Origin of the sequence: Parasynechococcus marenigrum WH 8102 (genome assembly GCF_000195975.1) — a bacterium.
GTDB lineage: Bacteria > Cyanobacteriota > Cyanobacteriia > PCC-6307 > Cyanobiaceae > Parasynechococcus > Parasynechococcus marisnigri.
The window spans coordinates 860,370-874,445 of the sequence record NC_005070.1; the positions used below are offsets into that span (position 1 = coordinate 860,370).

The 14,076-nt window shown below is 63.2% G+C and carries 18 protein-coding genes; 13 read left to right on the forward strand and 5 right to left on the reverse strand.

Translation table 11 applies throughout. The features are described 5' to 3' along the window. Positions 1-38: 38 nt before the first annotated feature. From TX72_RS04450 to TX72_RS04480, 7 genes are all read left to right on the forward strand, one after another. The gene (locus tag TX72_RS04450) at positions 39-557 is read left to right on the forward strand and encodes a gamma carbonic anhydrase family protein (RefSeq protein WP_011127762.1); all 519 of its coding nucleotides are present in this window, start codon (positions 39-41) and stop codon (positions 555-557) included. A gap of 181 nt (positions 558-738) precedes the next feature. Further along, positions 739-861, forward strand: a complete 123-nt coding sequence (locus tag TX72_RS04455; protein ID WP_042504240.1) for a photosystem II protein Y — start codon at positions 739-741, stop codon at positions 859-861. 47 nt (positions 862-908) lie between these two features. After that, on the forward strand, positions 909-2,294 hold the full coding sequence (trmFO, locus tag TX72_RS04460; RefSeq protein ID WP_011127764.1) for an FADH(2)-oxidizing methylenetetrahydrofolate--tRNA-(uracil(54)-C(5))-methyltransferase TrmFO: 1,386 nt from the start codon (positions 909-911) through the stop codon (positions 2,292-2,294). Then, complete coding sequence (locus TX72_RS04465; RefSeq protein ID WP_011127765.1) at positions 2,291-3,259, forward strand: cation transporter; 969 nt, start codon at positions 2,291-2,293, stop codon at positions 3,257-3,259. Before trmFO ends, TX72_RS04465 begins: the two co-directional genes overlap by 4 nt. A gap of 25 nt (positions 3,260-3,284) precedes the next feature. Next, a complete protein-coding gene (crtH, locus tag TX72_RS04470; RefSeq protein ID WP_011127766.1) occupies positions 3,285-4,841 on the forward strand; it encodes a carotenoid isomerase in 1,557 nt (518 codons plus the stop codon). Positions 4,842-4,876: 35 nt separating this feature from the next. Beyond that, positions 4,877-5,161: a hypothetical protein gene (locus TX72_RS04475; protein WP_011127767.1), complete on the forward strand. Its 285-nt coding sequence runs from the start codon at positions 4,877-4,879 to the stop codon at positions 5,159-5,161. Beyond that, positions 5,161-5,724, forward strand: coding sequence for a hypothetical protein (locus TX72_RS04480; RefSeq protein ID WP_011127768.1), 564 nt, complete (start codon positions 5,161-5,163; stop codon positions 5,722-5,724). The genes TX72_RS04475 and TX72_RS04480 overlap by 1 nt, the downstream gene beginning before the upstream one ends. Here the strand turns inward: TX72_RS04480 and TX72_RS04485 are convergent. Further along, on the reverse strand, positions 5,696-6,463 hold the full coding sequence (locus tag TX72_RS04485; RefSeq protein ID WP_011127769.1) for a response regulator transcription factor: 768 nt from the start codon (positions 6,461-6,463) through the stop codon (positions 5,696-5,698). The genes TX72_RS04480 and TX72_RS04485 overlap by 29 nt on opposite strands. A 77-nt stretch (positions 6,464-6,540) precedes the next feature. On the opposite strand from TX72_RS04485, the gene TX72_RS04490 reads away from it, so the two are divergent. Beyond that, positions 6,541-6,813 (forward strand): DUF6761 family protein, encoded by a 273-nt coding sequence (locus TX72_RS04490; protein WP_011127770.1) that lies wholly within the window; start codon positions 6,541-6,543, stop codon positions 6,811-6,813. Here the strand turns inward: TX72_RS04490 and grxD are convergent, their stop codons facing one another. The 4 genes from grxD to TX72_RS04510 are packed head-to-tail and all read right to left on the reverse strand — an operon-like array spanning position 6,814 to position 8,721. Continuing rightward, the gene (gene grxD, locus TX72_RS04495; protein ID WP_011127771.1) at positions 6,814-7,137 is read right to left on the reverse strand and encodes a Grx4 family monothiol glutaredoxin; all 324 of its coding nucleotides are present in this window, start codon (positions 7,135-7,137) and stop codon (positions 6,814-6,816) included. A gap of 8 nt (positions 7,138-7,145) precedes the next feature. Next, positions 7,146-7,394: a BolA family protein gene (locus tag TX72_RS04500; protein WP_011127772.1), complete on the reverse strand. Its 249-nt coding sequence runs from the start codon at positions 7,392-7,394 to the stop codon at positions 7,146-7,148. Between the two features lie 51 nt (positions 7,395-7,445). Next, positions 7,446-7,976 carry a hypothetical protein gene (locus TX72_RS04505; protein WP_011127773.1) on the reverse strand — a complete coding sequence of 177 codons (531 nt, stop codon included), beginning with the start codon at positions 7,974-7,976 and terminating at the stop codon, positions 7,446-7,448. A gap of 28 nt (positions 7,977-8,004) precedes the next feature. Further along, complete coding sequence (locus TX72_RS04510) at positions 8,005-8,721, reverse strand: lysophospholipid acyltransferase family protein (protein WP_011127774.1); 717 nt, start codon at positions 8,719-8,721, stop codon at positions 8,005-8,007. Positions 8,722-8,784: 63 nt separating this feature from the next. Here TX72_RS04510 and TX72_RS04515 point away from each other — a divergent pair, with 63 nt between their 5' ends. From TX72_RS04515 to TX72_RS04535, 5 genes are read left to right on the forward strand one after another with little or no spacing between them, the layout of a single operon-like run. Then, on the forward strand, positions 8,785-9,534 hold the full coding sequence (locus TX72_RS04515; protein ID WP_011127775.1) for a pyridoxine 5'-phosphate synthase: 750 nt from the start codon (positions 8,785-8,787) through the stop codon (positions 9,532-9,534). Continuing rightward, positions 9,531-9,854 carry an MgPME-cyclase complex family protein gene (locus TX72_RS04520; RefSeq protein ID WP_011127776.1) on the forward strand — a complete coding sequence of 108 codons (324 nt, stop codon included), beginning with the start codon at positions 9,531-9,533 and terminating at the stop codon, positions 9,852-9,854. The genes TX72_RS04515 and TX72_RS04520 overlap by 4 nt, the downstream gene beginning before the upstream one ends. After that, on the forward strand, positions 9,851-10,162 hold the full coding sequence (locus tag TX72_RS04525; RefSeq protein ID WP_011127777.1) for a hypothetical protein: 312 nt from the start codon (positions 9,851-9,853) through the stop codon (positions 10,160-10,162). Before TX72_RS04520 ends, TX72_RS04525 begins: the two co-directional genes overlap by 4 nt. Positions 10,163-10,209: 47 nt before the next feature. Further along, the gene (locus TX72_RS04530; protein WP_011127778.1) at positions 10,210-10,848 is read left to right on the forward strand and encodes a metallophosphoesterase; all 639 of its coding nucleotides are present in this window, start codon (positions 10,210-10,212) and stop codon (positions 10,846-10,848) included. After that, positions 10,842-14,063, forward strand: a complete 3,222-nt coding sequence (locus tag TX72_RS04535; RefSeq protein WP_011127779.1) for an exodeoxyribonuclease V subunit gamma — start codon at positions 10,842-10,844, stop codon at positions 14,061-14,063. The genes TX72_RS04530 and TX72_RS04535 overlap by 7 nt, the downstream gene beginning before the upstream one ends. Positions 14,064-14,076: the final 13 nt, after the last annotated feature.

Genomic DNA, 14,076 nt, shown 5'->3' on the forward strand with positions numbered 1-14,076 from the left:
CGGTCAGGCTGAGGATCAGCGGGCGTTGTGAACCTGTGATGGCTCCGTTGACCTCCGCCTCAGCGCCATGGCCGGCAGCTCAGATCCACCCCGGGGCTTGGGTGTCTACTTCGGCAGTGGTGATCGGAAACGTGACCATGCAGGAGGGCAGCAGCCTCTGGCCGACGGCCGTGGCCCGGGGAGATTGCGCTGAGATCCGCATCGGAGCTCGCAGCAATGTTCAGGATGGTGCCGTGCTCCATGGCGATCCCGGTCAGCCGGTGCTGATCGGGGTTGATGTCACGGTCGGTCATCGAGCCGTGATTCACGGTGCGACCCTGTCGGACGGCTGCCTCGTCGGAATCGGCGCCATCGTTCTCAATGGCGTCACCGTGGGCGAGGGGGCTTTGGTGGCCGCCGGTGCTGTCGTCACCAAAGACGTTCCAGCCCGGAGTTTGGTGATGGGCGCACCCGCGCAGCTGAAGCGGGAGCTCAGTGCTGAAGCGGTGGAGGACCAACGCAGCCATGCCCACAGCTACGCCGAACTGGCCAGGCAGCACGCCCAGGCAGGCGGTTGATTGCTGCATTTTTGATCAGCTTGACGTCTTGGTCGTGGGTTTCTCGCGGAAGTCCGTAAGATCGCCCGGAAGTCTTCCTACCCCCATGAGCGTCGCCCGCGTTGCCATCGGCCTCATCGTCATCCTCGCGATCGTCGCCTACTCCGCTTACAGCGTGATCACCACGGGTCAGGTGCTGGGTATTGATGCTCGCCTGTTCCTCGTCGTGGCCCCAATCCTGGCCGCTGTGAGCTGGGCCGCCTTCAACATCGGCCGTGCCGCCGTCGGTCAGCTGCAGCTGCTGATCAAGCGCAGCCGCGCCTGATTTCAACGCACTCCCAACAACGCAGGCATCCGTAGGCTGAACGCTGCTTGCTTCAGCTTCTGTTGTCTGTTGAACGACCCGTCACAGTGCTGGGGGCAGGCCTCGCCGGTACCGAGGCGGCCTGGCAGGTGGCCCGAGCCGGCATTCCGGTGACCATCGTTGAGATGCGTCCGATGCGACGTTCCCCTGCCCATCACAGCAGTGATTTCGCTGAGTTGGTCTGCAGCAACAGTTTTGGTGCCCTGAGCAGCGATCGGGCTGCAGGCCTGCTGCAAGAAGAAATGCGGCGCCTGGGCTCCCTGGTGATTGAGACAGCGGACGCCCATGCCGTGCCCGCAGGAGGAGCCCTGGCCGTCGACCGCGGCCGCTACAGCGCCGCTCTCACTGAAGCGCTGGATCAGCATCCTCTGGTGACCATCGAGCGGCGTGAACAGCAGGCTCTGCCAGGGGACGATCAGATCACCGTGCTGGCCACGGGGCCGCTGACCAGTGAACCGCTGGCCGAAGACCTCCGCGCCTTCACCGGACGGTCGGATTGTCATTTCTTTGATGCCGCCAGTCCGATCGTCCATGGCGACAGCATTGATCTCAACGTTGCCTTCCGCGCCAGCCGTTACGACAAAGGCGATGCGGACTACATCAACTGCCCGATGGACAAGGAGCAGTACCTCGCCTTCCGTGAAGCCCTGCTGACGGCTGAACAGGCTGAGCTCAAGGATTTCGACAAAAACGACGCCACCTTCTTCGAGGGATGTCTGCCGATCGAAGAGCTTGCCCGTCGTGGCGAGGACACCATGCGCTATGGCCCGCTCAAACCCATCGGACTGTGGGACCCCCGCTGGGGAGATGTGAACGACCGTGATGTGCGTCGTGCCAAGCGGGCTTATGCCGTGGTGCAGCTGCGCCAGGAAGACAAGGACGGTCGGCTCTGGAATCTCGTTGGCTTTCAGACCAACTTGAAATGGGGTGAGCAGAAAAGGGTGCTGCAGATGATTCCAGGTCTGGCAGAGGCCGAATTCGTGCGTTTTGGGGTGATGCACCGCAACACCTTTTTGGAGTCTCCGCAATTGCTGGAGCCAACCCTGCAATTCCGCAGTCGTTCCTCACTGCTGGCAGCAGGCCAGATCACCGGCACTGAGGGCTATGCCGCCGCTGTAGCCGGTGGATGGCTTGCGGGCACTAATGCCGCTCGCCTCGCCAGAGGATTGGCGCCGATTGATCTGCCTGCTACCTGCATGAGCGGCGCCCTGACTCACTTCGTCAGTGAAGCTCCCACAGCCAAATTCCAGCCGATGCCCCCCAACTTCGGCCTGCTGCCGGAGCTGCCGGAGCGGATCCGCGACAAGCGCGCCCGCTACGGCGCCTACCGCGATCGGGCCCTGCGGGATCTTGAACGGATCAAGGCCCTGACGCCGAACGCCCTGGTGGCATGACTGCCGACACCGCAGCGTTCCGCCGGATCGAACAGCGTTCGTTGCGCTTCGGTATCGGGGCCAATGCCGTGATGACTCTGGCGGGTTTTGCCGCCCACGTGGCCACCGGCTCCTCGGCTCTGCTGTTGGATGGCCTCTACTCAGCGGTGCTGGTTGGCTCCTCGTTGATCGCCAGTCGGATCAGTCGCAATGTGGTTCGACCTCCCGACCGGGCCTGGCCCTATGGATACGAAGGGCAGGAGGCTCTGTATGTGCTGTTCCGATCTCTGGTGCTGCTTGGGGTGATCGGCTTTGGGATTGGCAGCGCGGCGTCGTCCCTGATCGGCTGGTGGAACGGGACGCCGCCACCTCCGCTGCATCTTGAGCCGGTGGCGTCTTACACCACAACCATCACAGCGCTCTGCGCTCTGCTGGCCTGGCGTCATCACCGGGACTGGATTCGCACGCAGCGCATCTCGCTGTTGCTGCTGACGGAGGCCCGGAATGCCCGCATCGATGCCCTGATCACGATGGCCACCGGATTGGCCCTGCTGGCTTCGCCGTGGCTGCTGTTGACATCGTTCGCTGCGCTGGCGCCGATCACCGATGCCCTGTTGGTGCTGCTGGTCAGCCTTGCCCTGTTGCGCGAACCGTTGATGGCGTTGCGAAACGCCATGGCTCAAGCGGCAGGCTGCGCAGCCGACCCGGAGATTCTTCAGCGCACCCGACGGGTTCTGATGCAGGAGTTGGTGGGCCTGCAGCTGCAGATGATGGATTTCACGGTGCAGCAGCTGGGACGAACCGCGTTTGTGGTGGTCTACATCAATCCTTTGCAAGCCCAGGACAGCGCGGTGATTGACGGCCTGCGCCACCACATCGATGCCCGCTGCTCCGCTGATCTGGGCCGACCAGTGCACTCGGAGGTGATTCTCACCGCGAAACCACCGATTCATCAGGTTGATCCGCAGCAGCAGGCGGCCCCTTAGCGTCACCGCCAATGGATCCGACACCATGAGCGATCAGCAGCACTGGGATGCCGTGGTGATCGGCTCCGGCATCGGCGGGTTGGTCACCGCCAGCCAGCTGGCGGCCAAGGGAGCTCGCACCTTGGTGCTGGAGCGCTACCTGATCCCCGGCGGCAGTGGCGGTGCCTTCAAGCGCGAGGGCTATACCTTTGATGTGGGCGCCTCGATGATTTTCGGCTTCGGTGAGAAGGGCTACACCAACCTGCTCACCAGGGCTCTCGCTGATGTGGGCGAGCACTGCGAGACCATTCCGGATCAGGCCCAACTCGAGTACCACATGCCTGGGGGGCTCAACATCGCCGTTGACCGCGATTATGAGACGTTCATCGCTGATCTGTCCGCCCGTTTCCCCCACGAGGCCACTGGCGTCCGCCGCTTCTACGACACCTGTTGGCAGGTGTTCAACTGTCTGGATGCGATGCCGTTGCTGTCGCTGGAAGATCCGGCATACCTCACCAAGGTGTTCTTCAAGGCACCACTGGCCTGTCTGGGGTTGGCCCGCTGGCTGCCCTTCAATGTGGGTGCGGTCGCCCGCCAGCACATCAATGATGAGCAGCTGCTGAAGTTCATCGACATCGAATGCTTCTGCTGGTCGGTGATGCCAGCCGATCGCACCCCGATGATCAATGCCGGCATGGTGTTTTCCGATCGCCATGCCGGTGGCATCAACTACCCCCGTGGTGGTGTGGGTGTGATCGCTGAAAAGCTGGTTCATGGTCTTGAACGCCATGGCGGCGCCATTCGCTACAAAGCGCGGGTCACCAAGGTGCTGCTCGAGAACGGTGAGGCGGTTGGTGTGAAGCTGGCCGATGGCGAGACCATCCGGGCCAAGCGGGTGATCTCCAATGCCACCCGCTGGGACACCTTTTCGGGGCAGGACGATGGCTCCACGCGGGCCGGGCAGGCGCTGGTGGATGAAGCCAACACTCCGAAGAAGGAGGCCTTCTGGCGTCGCCGCTATGTGCCGTCGCCCTCGTTTCTCTCCCTGCATCTGGGGGTTCGTGCCGATCTGATTCCAGCCGGTACCCACTGCCATCACCTGCTGCTCGAAGACTGGAACCGGATGGAGGACGAGCAGGGGGTGATCTTTGTGTCGATGCCGTCGTTGCTGGATCCTGATCTGGCACCGGCCGGGCATCACATTGTTCACACCTTCACACCGTCGTCGATGGAGGCATGGCAGGGGCTCTCCCCCACTGATTACCGGGCCAAGAAGGAGGCGGATGCGGCTCGCTTGATTCAGCGGCTTGAGGCGATCCTGCCTGGCCTCAGTGAAGCCATCACCCACAAGGAGATCGGCACCCCCCGCAGCCACCGGCGGTTCCTGGGTCGCTTCCAGGGCAGCTACGGCCCGATTCCGGCGATGCAACTCCCCGGCCTCCTGCCGATGCCGTTCAACCGCACCGGTGTACCCAACCTCTATTGCGTCGGCGATTCCTGCTTCCCGGGTCAGGGGCTCAATGCCGTGGCCTTCAGTGGCTTTGCCTGTGCCCATCGGGTGGGTGCGGATTTGGGCCTCAACCCCTGGGCACTGCCGGCCTGATTCCGTTTCTAAGGTTGCTCATCTGCTGAGGATCCATGGCCTCCGATCCCCAACCCAGCTCTGAGCAGCTTGCCCGTTATCTGGAACAACGCGGTGAGTTCACCAAGCCCTGGAACCTTCAGATGCTGCGTTTGCAAAAGCTGAAGGAGGCCAAGGACTCGATGGATCATGAGGAATACATCGCCACCATTCAGGAGGCCCATGCCGATCTGATGCGGCTTGGCGCGTTTTGGAAGGGTCGGGAAGCGGAGGTGTTCGGTGGCGCCTATGTCCCGTCTGAACAACTTGAGCCCCGTCCGGGTTCAGCGGAGGATCGCTGATGGTTTCCAGTTCCGGTGTTGAACGCTTCGCTCTGTCGCCGCTGATTCGCACCACGTTACTCAGTTTGTATGTGGCGCTGGTTCTACCCCTGCCGCTGTTGGCTCCACAGGAGTTGCGGTGGTGGATGGTAGCCGCACTGTTGTTTGGCCTGATCCTGGTGCTGGGGCTGCTCAGCGAGCAGGTGGAAACCGACGCCGCGGGTATTCAGGTGCGATATCCGGCCTGGATCCGTTGGCTGTTGCGCCGCGGTTGGTCCATGCCATGGCAGGACATACGCGCACTGGTGCCCGTTGGCACCAGTCAAGGGGGCACGGTCTATTACCTGAAGGCAACGGATCTCCGCCACCAGCTTCTGCCCCAGCGCATCGAGCGCTTCGATCGTTTCCTGGCAGTGCTCAGCGAGCGCTCAACTGTGTCAACAGCCGGCATCGGCCGGTTGACACCGCCCTGGACCTATCAAGTTCTGCTTGGACTGGCGCTGTTAATGGTGCTGGCTGAACTGGCAGGTGCGATTGCTTTCAGTCAGCACTGGATCAACTTGCCGGCAGGGTATCCAGGCTGAATCGGTAGCCCCGCTGACGCACCGTGGTGATGCCGCCGCCTTCACCAAGCCCTGCCTGCTCAAGTTTGCGGCGCAGGGTCAGCACCTGTGTGTCGACTGAACGTGGGCCACCGCTGAAGGGCGGCCAGGCCATCCGAAGCAGTTCCTGGCGGCTGCGCACCAGGCCGGGCGGCATCAGCAGGGCACAGAGCAGGGCGAATTCCCTGGGGCTCAGTTCCACAGGCTGGTCTCGCAAGGTGACCTGCCGCAGAAGCAGGTGAACCTCCAGTGGTCCTACCGTGACTCGCTCCTGCAGGCCGTTGTGCCCCCGCTTGAGCAGGGTGCGGCAGCGGGCCGCCAGCTCTTCCAGCCCGAAAGGTTTGCGAAGCACGTCATCGGCACCGTCGTCCAGCAGTCCCACCACCGGATCTGCTCCGCTTCGAGCAGTCAGCACGATGACGGGGCAGCGCAATTGATCGGCCAGGCGCAGGGCGGAACCCTGTTCAAGAATTTCGGCGCTGACCAGAAGATCAGGCGATTGATCCTGACAGACCTCGAGAGCTTCGGAGGCTCTGCCTACTGCGGCTGTGAGGTGCCCGTCCTGACGCAGGCGCTGCACCAGAACAGTCCGCAGAGTGGGGTGCGGCTCCACGACAAGAACGCGTGATGGCTCCTGTCCGGTGCCGGACTGGGGCAGGATCAGCGGATCAGCGCTGGGGGCGCTGGGTTCAACTGTCAGGTCGCGTGGTGTGGAGGTCACTGATTTGATCAACGCGCCACTACGCTAAGCGGAAAATTCTGTACCGCTGGTAGCAGAGGCAGCTGTCTTCTCAACCGATGACGTCTCTTGACGATCCGGAATCCATCCGCCATTTCCAGTCCCTGTGTGATGCCTGCCAGGAGCTGACAACCCGCTATCACTCACCGTCTGAGCTGAGGTTGTACGCCGACGGCTATCTTCATGCCCTGCGTCGCTGCGGCAGCCTGGATTCCAGCCAGCAGCACAGGTTGGAGCAATTGATCGACCGCTGGATCATGGATCCCTCCAGCTTCATTGGACCCGATGGGGACGTCAGCACCCTGTATCTGCGACGGCCACATAGTTATTGATCAGCTGGCGAGGGCAATCTCGAGCTTTTCCTTCAATTCACCGGCGTTGTACATCTCGATCAAGATGTCGGAGCCGCCGATGAACTCTCCGTTGACATAAACCTGAGGAATCGTCGGCCAGCTGGAGAAGTCTTTGATGCCCTGACGGATTTCCATATCGGAGAGCACATCAAAGGTTTCGAAGCTGACGCCCAGGGAGTGGAGAATCTGAACCACGTTGTTCGAGAAGCCGCACTGGGGCATCAACTTGCTGCCCTTCATGAACACAAAGATGGTGCTTGAGCTGATCAGGGCCTCAATGCGGGAGCGGGTGGAGTCGTCCATGGGAAATGTCAGGGGCTGGGGGAATCTGTCGGGGTGGCGGTGGTGAGGGCCAGGGCATGGATCGCTTCGCTGGCCAGTTCCTGTTGCAGTGCTCCGTAGACCAACTGATGCTGGCGGATCCTGGACAGACCCTGGAAGGCCACAGACACCACACTCACCTGAAGATGATCACCGCCTCCGGTGAGGTCCTCTACGGTCACCTTGGCATCGGGGATGGAACGCTGAATGGCGGCTTCAACGGCGTCCGGCTGAACCATGGGAATTGAAGACCTGAACGGAGCGATGCTGACAGAAGGGGTTCGCTGATGTCAGCTGCCGGCTGGAGCAGCTCCTTTGAATTCGGTGTCGACGAAGCCGAGTTCCAGCAGGCTCTGGTAAGCCTTGCGGCCCTGGGGCTGTGCTGGAGTCATCAGCTTGACGACCTCCACCAGCACAGGAACGGCAATTTCCGGCTGATTCTGACGACGGAACAGCGCGGCAAGGCGCAGATCCGCTTCCGCCAGCAGTCCGAGGGCCTCGCGACCCTTGGTGTCCATTTCGCGGGGGATGCGGGCATCGAGTCCGCGGAAGGCACCGCTCAGGTCTCGGTAGAAGGCCAGCAGCTGCTTGGACGCCTTGCGGGCATTGTCGTATTCCTGGCGCGCCTTGGTGAGATCTCCGGCTGCAGCGGCGGCATCACCCCGGTTGATCATCGCCTGCACAGCCGCTGGATTGAATCCATCCGCCTTCTGGGCCAGAACGCGATCGCTGGATGCTGCCTCTTGAGCCACCACCGGCAGGCCAGCCAGGCCCAGACTCGCCACCAGGGCCATGGCGGAGAGCAAGGAACGACAACCCATGGGGCAAAGAAGTTTGAAGATTCGGACTTTATAAGGAGTACAAAGGTCTGCCCACTGCTGCACGGGCCGCTTGTTCAGCCGTATGCATTGCGTGGGCGAGGTCCTGATTGAACCGCAATCCGGACTCCCGTCCACCCGTTGTGGGAACGTTCATCGGTTCGCCGAAGCAGAGCGCTGCCCTGCTGAATGGCCGAGGTGGCCTCTGGCCGTAGCCGATGCCAACGGGGACCACGGGAACGCTCAGCCCCTGCCGCTCGGCCAGCTGCACCAGACGAACGAGCCCCTGATGCAGCCGGATCGGTCGATCCGTGCGTTGGATTTGTCCCTCCGGGAAAACCACGAGTTGCTGGCCAGCCGTCAGCAGATCAATGGCCAGCCGCAGGGTGGTCAGTGATGGGCGCCGCTGATTCACCGGAAAACAGCCGAGTCGCTGCAAGAACCAACCCTGCAGGCCGCGCATCTCGGTGGTCGTCACCATGAAGCGGCAATCCCGACCGGTGACCCGTCGTCCCGCTGCCATCGGCAGCATCAGGGCATCCCAGCGGGCCCGGTGGGTGGGGGCCAGCACCACAGGGCCGCTGTGGGGCAAATGTTGCGGATTCAGCACCAATCGCTCACGAAATTGCAGCTTCAGTGCGATGTCCTGAGTGACCAGCATCGCCAGGGGGGCCCAGCGAGGGTCGATGCCCACCTGCAGTGCGGATTCACGGTTCGCCAGGGCAGCTGACAACAGCTGAAAGCGCATTTGAGCGCAGCGAACCTAAAGCCAAGTCCGCCCTGCATAGGATCGGCTCAGACAGACGTTGGTATGGCCAGCCTCGGGGTCAACATCGACCACATCGCCAACATTCGGCAGGCACGCCGGACGGTGGAACCAGATCCTGTGCCCTTCGCCATGCTCGCCGAACTCGGTGGTGCCGATGGCATCACGGTTCATCTGCGGGAGGATCGCCGCCACATCCAGGACCGTGATGTGCAGCTGCTGCGTCAGACGGTGCGCTCCCGACTGAATCTGGAGATGGCAGCGACGCAGGAGATGGTGGAGATCGCCCTGGCCGTTGAGCCAGACATGGTCACCCTTGTGCCGGAAAAGCGGGAAGAGGTCACTACCGAGGGAGGGCTGGATGTAGCTGCGCAGTTAAGCGGGCTGACACCAATGGTGGAGCGGCTGCAGCAGCGAGGCATCCCCGTGAGCCTGTTCGTTGATGCTGAAACCACCCAACTGGAGGCCTGCCGCAACAGCGGGGCTCACTGGGTGGAACTGCACACCGGGACCTACGCCGATGCATCCTGGGCCGATCAGCCCGGTCAGCTGGCGCGCATCACGGAGGGGGCTGCCACAGCACGCCATCTCGGCCTTCGCGTCAACGCAGGCCATGGACTCACCTATCAGAACGTGGAACCGATTGCTGCGATTCCTGGGATGGAGGAATTGAACATCGGCCACACGATCGTGGCCCGTGCGGTTGCCGTCGGTCTGCAACAAGCGGTGCGCGAGATGAAGGCCTTGATCCAGAATCCCCGCCTGGATCCCCTGTTCGGACACGCGCTCGGATGACTGATTATCACTTCGTTGCTGCCAGCGAGCGGTTTCTGACCGTTGAAGAACCGTTGGAAGAAGTGCTGCGGGAACGTCGGCGCAACTATGAGGAGAACAGCAAAGCCATTGATTTCTGGTTGGTGCGTCAGCCCGCCTTTCTGGAAACCAACGAGCTGAGCGCCATCAACAGCCAGCTGCCCAAACCGGCTGCCGCCGTGGTGTCCACCGATCCCACCTTCATCACTTTCCTGAAGTTGCGATTGGAGTACGTCCTCGAGGGAAGCTTCGAGGCTCCTTCCGCAGCAATTCCCGATGCCCTGGCCAGCACCGCCGCATGAATCGGCGATCACTTCCGGTGAGTCAGAGGATTGCCCTGCTGGTGCAGGCCCTCGATGGTGCTGAAAAAACCAACAAAGCGCTTGCTACCTGTGCTGATGGGGAGGCGATGGTGGAAATTCTGCTGGGTGCCTCCGCCAAGCTCGGCCTTGGGCTGACCCGGCGCGATCTGATGGAAACTCCGCCGATCCGGGACTGGATCTGGTTCAAGAGCAACGATCCCCTTGTGACGGTGGGGGATGCCAAACCCCGGTACCGCCAGGAATCCGTCGACGACAAACCCCGTCGCAAATTTCTCGGTCTGTTCTGACAGCACCAGAGCTGTTGATCAGACTTCCCACGACTCACGCTGATCTCGTGCAAGCCCCGCCTCTGCTCCATTGGGTGATTGGTGACGTGCACGGATGCCATGCCTCCCTGCTTGCCCTATTGACGGTCCTGCCCTGCCAGGACCATCTGGTGTTCTGTGGAGATGTGGTTAGCCGTTGTGGTCGTATCGAGGCCAGCATGCATCTGGTCTGGGATCTGGTCTGTTGTGGACGGGCGACCTGGTTGAGGGGCAATCACGAACAGGCTCTGATCGATGCTCTTTCGGAGGATGGCGAGGGCTCACAACCAGCCCTGACCCGACAGTGGGCGCATCGACTCAACCAACTGCCGCTGCTGTATCTCGCTGACGGTTGGTGCGCGACCCATGCCGGGTTCAACAGTGCCGGTGAACCGGATCTGTTCATACGCGAGCCGTTCTGGGAGACCTATGACGGTCGCCATGGCCGCGTTGTGATTGGCCACACGCCGCGCCCTGCGGTTGAACGCCATCAGCGCATTGTTCTGATCGATACCGGAGCGGTGTACGGCGGCCTGCTCTCGGCCTACTGCCCGGAAACCGATGCGGTGGTGCAGGTGCAGGGCCCGCGCAGCCAGGAGCCGTTCCCACGACCCGTCGATCTGGAACGGGTCCCAGCCGTGATGAGTGGAGACCAGACCCGTTGCTGACGCTTTACCGCAGCAATCGGGCTGAATTCCTGGCCACCTTGCTGGCCCGTCAGTTGCTGGAGGAGCGACCGGACCCCTTCGAGACGGTGGAGGTGTTGGTGAACACCTGGCCCACCAGCCGCTGGCTTGGCGAGCAGCTCGCCACGGCTAATGGCATCAGTTCGCTGGTGCGCTTTCCCTTCCCCGGCAGTCGTTTGCGGCAGCTGGTGCGACGGGTGCTCGACCTCCCCGATCAGGAGCAGGACCCCTGGCGGGCCACCTCCCTGGTCTGGGCTGTGCTGGAGCAGATGCCGGCCCTGTTGGAGCAGCCCGTTGCCCGACCGCTGCAGCTCTGGTTGCAGCAACGAGATGGTGGTGATGCTTCGGGGCTGAGCCGGGATCGTTGGCAGCTGGCTCGCGCCATCGCCGATGCCTTCGACGACTACGCGCTGTATCGGCCCGAAACCTTGCACAGCTGGATTCAGAGCCAGGGCAGCCGTGCTGCATCCGCAGAAACGGACTGGCAACCGTGGCTGGCCAGGCAGCTGGCGGCGTCTCTGCATCGCCAACCGTTCGGCTTGCAGGTGCAGTCCGCTGTGGAGCGGCTGCGCTCCGGCGCCGTGGACCCCCAGGTGCTGCCAAAGGTGATCCGTCTGTTCGGGATCAGTGCCCTGGCGCCGGTGCAGGTGGAACTGATCCAGGCCCTCTCAGGCAGCACCGACGTTCAGGTGTATCTGCTCACCCCCTGCCGCGATCTCTGGCAGCGCTGCGGCAATCGCCGTGAGCAGCTGGGAGCAACCTGGACAGAGCCCCCCGATGGGGGCTGGTTACAGCAGGCACCGCGATTGGAGGCCATGCTCGGACGGATGGGGGCCGAGTTCCAGCAGCTGCTGGAGGGCAGTGGCGACAGTCAGCTGGGGGAGGTGCGCGAGGGGGATCTGTTTGCCGATCCCGTCCGCATTGCTGAGGGGGAAGGTCGCTCCGCCACGTTGCTGGAGCAGTTGCAGCAGCAGCTGGTGGAACCGGGCTGCCGTGAATCTCTCGATCGAGATCTTGACGACCGCTCCTTGTTGTTCCAGGCCGCTCCAGGGCCGTGGCGGGAGGTGCAACTGGTGCGCGATCAGGTGTTGCAGTGGCTGGCGGCGGATCCAGAGCTTGAGCCTCGGGATGTGTTGGTGATGACCCCGCAGATCGACCGTTATGCCCCACTCCTGAGCTCTGTGCTCAACGACCGTGATGCGATTGGAGTGGATCTGCCCTGGCGTCTCACCGATCGAAGCCAGCAGAGCACCCCTGGCCTGACGATGGTGATGCTGGAGTTGCTGGACCTGGCGTCAGGTCGCCTGACCGCCACTGGGCTGGAACGGTTGTTGGCCAATCCCGCCCTACAGACGCAACAGGGGCTCAGCGGTACTGAGGCGTCTGCCTTGACCCGCTGCCTGCAGCGCACGGGCTTCCGCTGGGGGCTCGATGCCCGGGAGCGGGGCGGTGATGAGACCCACAGCCTCAGTTGGTGTCTGGATCGTTGGTTGCTGGGTCTGGCGCTGCCGCAACGGGATGGCCTGGCACCCGGCGGGGCGGCCCCGTTTCATCAGGATCTCGATCCGCAGCGGCTGGTGCGCTGGTGGAGCGTTCTGGATCGGCTGGTGCGCTGGTTGCAGCAGCTGCGACGACCACGGACCTCGACGGCCTGGGTGGAGTTGCTGCAGGCCGTGCTGGAGGATCTCTTCGCTGACGGCGGTGCCTGGAGCTGGGAGCGTCAGGGTTGGTCTGCGGCCCTGGCGGAATGGCAGCAACGGGCAGCCTCCTGCTCGCTGGAGCTCGAGGTGGCGGTGGCAGCTGAGGTGCTGGCGGAGGCCCTGTCGGTGGACAGTGGCCGCTTCGGGCATCGCAGTGGTGCGCTCACGGTGAGTGCGCTGGAGCCGATGCGGGCGATCCCCCACAAGGTGATTGTGCTGATGGGTCTCGACGACGGGGTGTTCCCCCGTGTGGATCAACGGCCTGGGTTCCATCTGTTGGAGCAGCGCCGCTGGCTCGGCGACCCGCGCGGGGGTGATCAGGACCGTTATGTGCTGCTGGAGGCGCTGATGTCCGCGCGGCGTCATCTGCTGATCAGTTGGTGCGGCCGCAATGAACACACCGGTGAGCCTCGGCCGGCTGCTGCTCCGGTGGAACAGTGGTTGCAGGACCTGACAAGGCAGCTGGGCACTGAGGCCAGCGCGGGGCTGTGCATCGAGCCGGATCCCAACCCACTGGATCGCAGCAACTTTCAGGTTGCCGGCCATGGCCAGCCCCTCAGCTGTGATCGCCGCCAACTGGCGGCGCGACGCTGGCTGGACCAGCATCAGAGCCATGCTGCGACGGCCGGCCTGGCCTGGCCGCTGCACTGGAGTGCGCCGGACCCTGAGGTCACGATCGACCCACGCAGCGATGAGGAGCTGTTGCAGTGGCTGGTGGACCCTCAGTCAGCCTGGCTGCGGCAGCTGGGCCTCCACCCAGCTGAGCGGGTGGATCCTGTGGAGGATCTCGAGGCCCTGACGCTCAGCAGCCTGCTGCAGGCCCAGGTGTTGAATCAGGATCTGGAGGATCACCTGCTGGCGGCCGAGACGCCGGCATGGTGCGAGACGTTGGCGGGCCAGGGGGTGTTTCCCCCCGCAGCAGGGGCTCAGCTGGAGGAGGGAATCCTCAGCCATCGACTCCAGGCGTTGCAGCTGCAGCTGGACCGGCTCGGACGTTGCAGCCGCCAGGGAACGCTGCTGATGGCCGGCGACATTCAGGTGGTGGTTCAGCCCGGTCGTTTCACCCCCCGTGGTCTGATGCGGGGCTGGTTGCAGCATCTAAGGCTCTGCGCAGACGATGCTGTCTTCGGCGGGAGCGCCGTCATCGCTCGGGCAGACAAGGGCGATGACGCCAAGCCCCATGTGCGTTGGGGACGTCTCGAACCTGCGGTGGCCCAGGCCCAGCTGCTGACGCTGCAGCGGTTGGCTCAGCAGGGGCAGCATCAGTGCTGGCCGGTTCCCCCCAGAAGTGGCTGGCTGTTGATGAGCAGGGATCACTACAAGGCCGGCAGCGGCGTCGCCGCTTTTCAAGACGGCTGGATCCGGGAGCGCCAGGACCCCCAGCAGCGGCTGTGCTTCGGCGCCGATGCTGAGGCTGACCAGCTGTTGCAGAGCCAGGGCTTCGAGCAGGCATGTGCGTTGCTCTACAAACCGATGCTGCAGGCCTTGGTGCACTGAAAACAAGGCAGGT

What these genes read in the sequence shown, in the direction of transcription:
- TX72_RS04450 (WP_011127762.1), top strand. Translation starts at nt 39, where the DNA reads ATGGCTCCGTTGACCTCCGCCTCAGCGCCATGGCCGGCAGCTCAGATC.
- TX72_RS04465 (WP_011127765.1), top strand. Translation starts at nt 2,291, where the DNA reads ATGACTGCCGACACCGCAGCGTTCCGCCGGATCGAACAGCGTTCGTTG.
- crtH (WP_011127766.1), top strand. Translation starts at nt 3,285, where the DNA reads ATGAGCGATCAGCAGCACTGGGATGCCGTGGTGATCGGCTCCGGCATC.
- TX72_RS04475 (WP_011127767.1), top strand. Translation starts at nt 4,877, where the DNA reads ATGGCCTCCGATCCCCAACCCAGCTCTGAGCAGCTTGCCCGTTATCTG.
- TX72_RS04480 (WP_011127768.1), top strand. Translation starts at nt 5,161, where the DNA reads ATGGTTTCCAGTTCCGGTGTTGAACGCTTCGCTCTGTCGCCGCTGATT.
- TX72_RS04490 (WP_011127770.1), top strand. Translation starts at nt 6,541, where the DNA reads ATGACGTCTCTTGACGATCCGGAATCCATCCGCCATTTCCAGTCCCTG.
- grxD (WP_011127771.1), bottom strand. Translation starts at nt 7,137, where the DNA reads ATGGACGACTCCACCCGCTCCCGCATTGAGGCCCTGATCAGCTCAAGC.
- TX72_RS04500 (WP_011127772.1), bottom strand. Translation starts at nt 7,394, where the DNA reads ATGGTTCAGCCGGACGCCGTTGAAGCCGCCATTCAGCGTTCCATCCCC.
- TX72_RS04505 (WP_011127773.1), bottom strand. Translation starts at nt 7,976, where the DNA reads ATGGGTTGTCGTTCCTTGCTCTCCGCCATGGCCCTGGTGGCGAGTCTG.
- TX72_RS04510 (WP_011127774.1), bottom strand. Translation starts at nt 8,721, where the DNA reads ATGCGCTTTCAGCTGTTGTCAGCTGCCCTGGCGAACCGTGAATCCGCA.
- TX72_RS04515 (WP_011127775.1), top strand. Translation starts at nt 8,785, where the DNA reads ATGGCCAGCCTCGGGGTCAACATCGACCACATCGCCAACATTCGGCAG.
- TX72_RS04520 (WP_011127776.1), top strand. Translation starts at nt 9,531, where the DNA reads ATGACTGATTATCACTTCGTTGCTGCCAGCGAGCGGTTTCTGACCGTT.
- TX72_RS04525 (WP_011127777.1), top strand. Translation starts at nt 9,851, where the DNA reads ATGAATCGGCGATCACTTCCGGTGAGTCAGAGGATTGCCCTGCTGGTG.